This window comes from Mesorhizobium sp. M4B.F.Ca.ET.089.01.1.1, from assembly GCF_004022605.1.
Lineage (GTDB): Bacteria > Pseudomonadota > Alphaproteobacteria > Rhizobiales > Rhizobiaceae > Mesorhizobium > Mesorhizobium abyssinicae.
Map to the genome: position 1 here is coordinate 1 of NZ_RZOS01000655.1, position 2,369 is coordinate 2,369.

2 protein-coding genes are annotated in these 2,369 nt (G+C 66.1%); both read left to right on the forward strand.

Annotated features, from left to right (window positions below; translation table 11 throughout):
* On the forward strand, positions 1-1,215 hold a 1,215-nt coding region (locus EN780_RS32270), incomplete at its 5' end, for a lipopolysaccharide biosynthesis protein (protein WP_133372817.1).
* On the forward strand, positions 1,215-2,369 hold a 1,155-nt coding region (locus EN780_RS32275), incomplete at its 3' end, for a GNAT family N-acetyltransferase (RefSeq protein ID WP_133372818.1). The genes EN780_RS32270 and EN780_RS32275, both read left to right, overlap by 1 nt.

Sequence of the window (2,369 nt, forward strand, 5' to 3'; positions counted from 1 at the left end):
GTGCTGATGGCACGCTGGATGGGCTCCTTCGAATACGGCATCTTCGTGCTGGTCTGGGTGACGATGGTGATCGTCGGCAACCTCGCCTGCCTCGGCTTCCACACCTCCGTCATCCGCTTCATCCCCGAATATCGCGAGCGCGGCCTGCTCGCCGAACTGCGCGGCATCGTGATGGCGAGCCGGCTGTTCGTGCTGGTCGCCTCGACGGCCATCGCCGGCCTCGGCGCGCTCGGCGTCTGGCTCTTCTCGCCCTGGATCGAGAACTACTATGTCGTGCCGTTCATCCTCGGCGTCATCTGCCTGCCGATGATCGCGCTGGGCGATCTCCTGCAAGGGCTGGCGCGGGCGAATTCATGGGCGCTGTTCGCGCTGTCGCCGACCTATCTGGTGCGGCCGGTGCTGATCCTGGTGTTCATGGCGCTGATGCTGGCGGCGGGCTATGCGCCCGATGCCAGGACCGCGATCTTCGCTTCGATCGCCGCTACCTACGCCACCACGCTCGGCCAGTTCATGGGCGTCACAGCGCGCATCGACCGCAAGCTGGCGGCCGGCCCGATGAAGGTGCATTTCGCGCAATGGTTCATGGTCTCGCTGCCGATCTTCCTGGTCGAGAGCTTCTTCTTCCTGCTCACCAATGCCGACGTGCTGATGGTCGGCGCCTATCTCGATCCCGATGACGTCGCCGTCTATTTCGCCACGGTGAAGACCCTTGCGCTGGTGCATTTCGTCTATTTCGCCGTCAAGGCCGGCGTCGCCCAGCGCTACGCCCAGTTCACCCATGGCGAGCCGGAGCGGCTTGCCGCCTTCGCCCGCGAGACGGTGTCGTGGACCTTTTGGCCCTCGCTCTTGATGGCGCTGCTGGTGCTGGCGCTGGGGCAGCCGATGCTGGTGCTGTTCGGCCCCGAATTCACCGCCGGCTATCCGCTTTTGTTCCTGCTCGTCTTCGGCGTCGTGGCGCGCGCCGCCGTCGGCCCCTGCGAGAGCCTGCTCACCATGAGCGGCAACCAGAACATCTGCGCCGGCGTCTACGCCATGACGCTTGCCTTCAACATCGGCCTCAACGTGCTCTTGATCCCGTTCTTCCACCTGTGGGGCGCGGCGATCGCCACCAGCCTCGCCATGGTCTTCGAGGCCAGCGCGCTCTCCTTCACCGTCTGGCGCAAGCTCGGCATCGTCATGTTGATCTTTGCGACCGCCAGGAAAGGGACCGCCTGATGGCCGCCATCCCGTTGCTCGAGGAAACCAGCGGCGGTCCGGCCGGCGCCATGGTGCAAGGTCTTGCCGGCCTGGCGCGCGACGCCGACCCCGCCCATATCGAGATCCTTGCCAACAACCGGCCGGAGCGCAAGCTTGCCATCTATCCGGCTTCCGCCGGCTTCGACCTGGTCGAGGAACTCGACTATCTCTGCACCCGCACCGTCGAGCCCAACATCTTCTTCAACCCGCGCTTCCTGGCACCGGCCATGCCGAGGCTCGAGGACCGCGAGGTCAAACTGGCGGTGATCCGCGACGGCGACGAATACCGCAACCGACTGCGCCTGCTGGTGCCGTTCTCGGTCGAGCGGCCGGCGATCCCGCTCGGCGTACCCGTCATGCGCACCTGGTCGAGCCCGTTCGGCCCGCTCGGCACGCCGCTGGTCGACCGCGACGATCCGGTCGGCGTCATTGAGGATTTCGTCTCGATGCTGTCCAGGCCGCACCTCAAGATGCCGAAGGTTTTCGTGCTGCCCGACATCCGGCTGGACGGACCGGTGGCGAGCCTGTTGACTACCTTCGCCGACACGCGCGGCCTGACCATGGTCACCACCGGCAGGATGGACCGTCCGGTGCTGGAAAGCGAGGCTGACGCCGAGGATTACCTCAAGGCGTCGCTGCGCTCGCACCATTACCGCGAATTCCGCCGATTGAAGCGCCGCCTTGCCGACCTCGGCCAGCTCGAACATCTGGTCGCGCGCGGTCCGGACGATATCCGCCATGCCATCGAGGCCTTCCTGACGCTGGAGGCGGCCGGCTGGAAGGGCCGCGAACGCACCGCCATGGCGATCGACCGCTACCGCGCCGCCTTCGCCCGCGAGGCCGTGCACCGGCTGGCCGAGCAAGATCTCTGCCGCATCCATTCGCTGACGCTCGACGGCCGCACCATCGCTTGCCTGATCGTATTCGTCGAGGGCGGTGTCGCCTACACCTGGAAGACCGCCTATGACGAGACCCTGTCGGCCTATTCGCCGGGCACGCTGCTGATGATCGAGGTGACCAGGCAGAATCTCGACGACCCCAACATCGTGGTCACCGATTCCTGCGCCGTGCCCGACCATCCGGTGATGAGCCGGCTGTGGGTGGAGCGCAAGCCGATGGGCACGCTGGTGCTC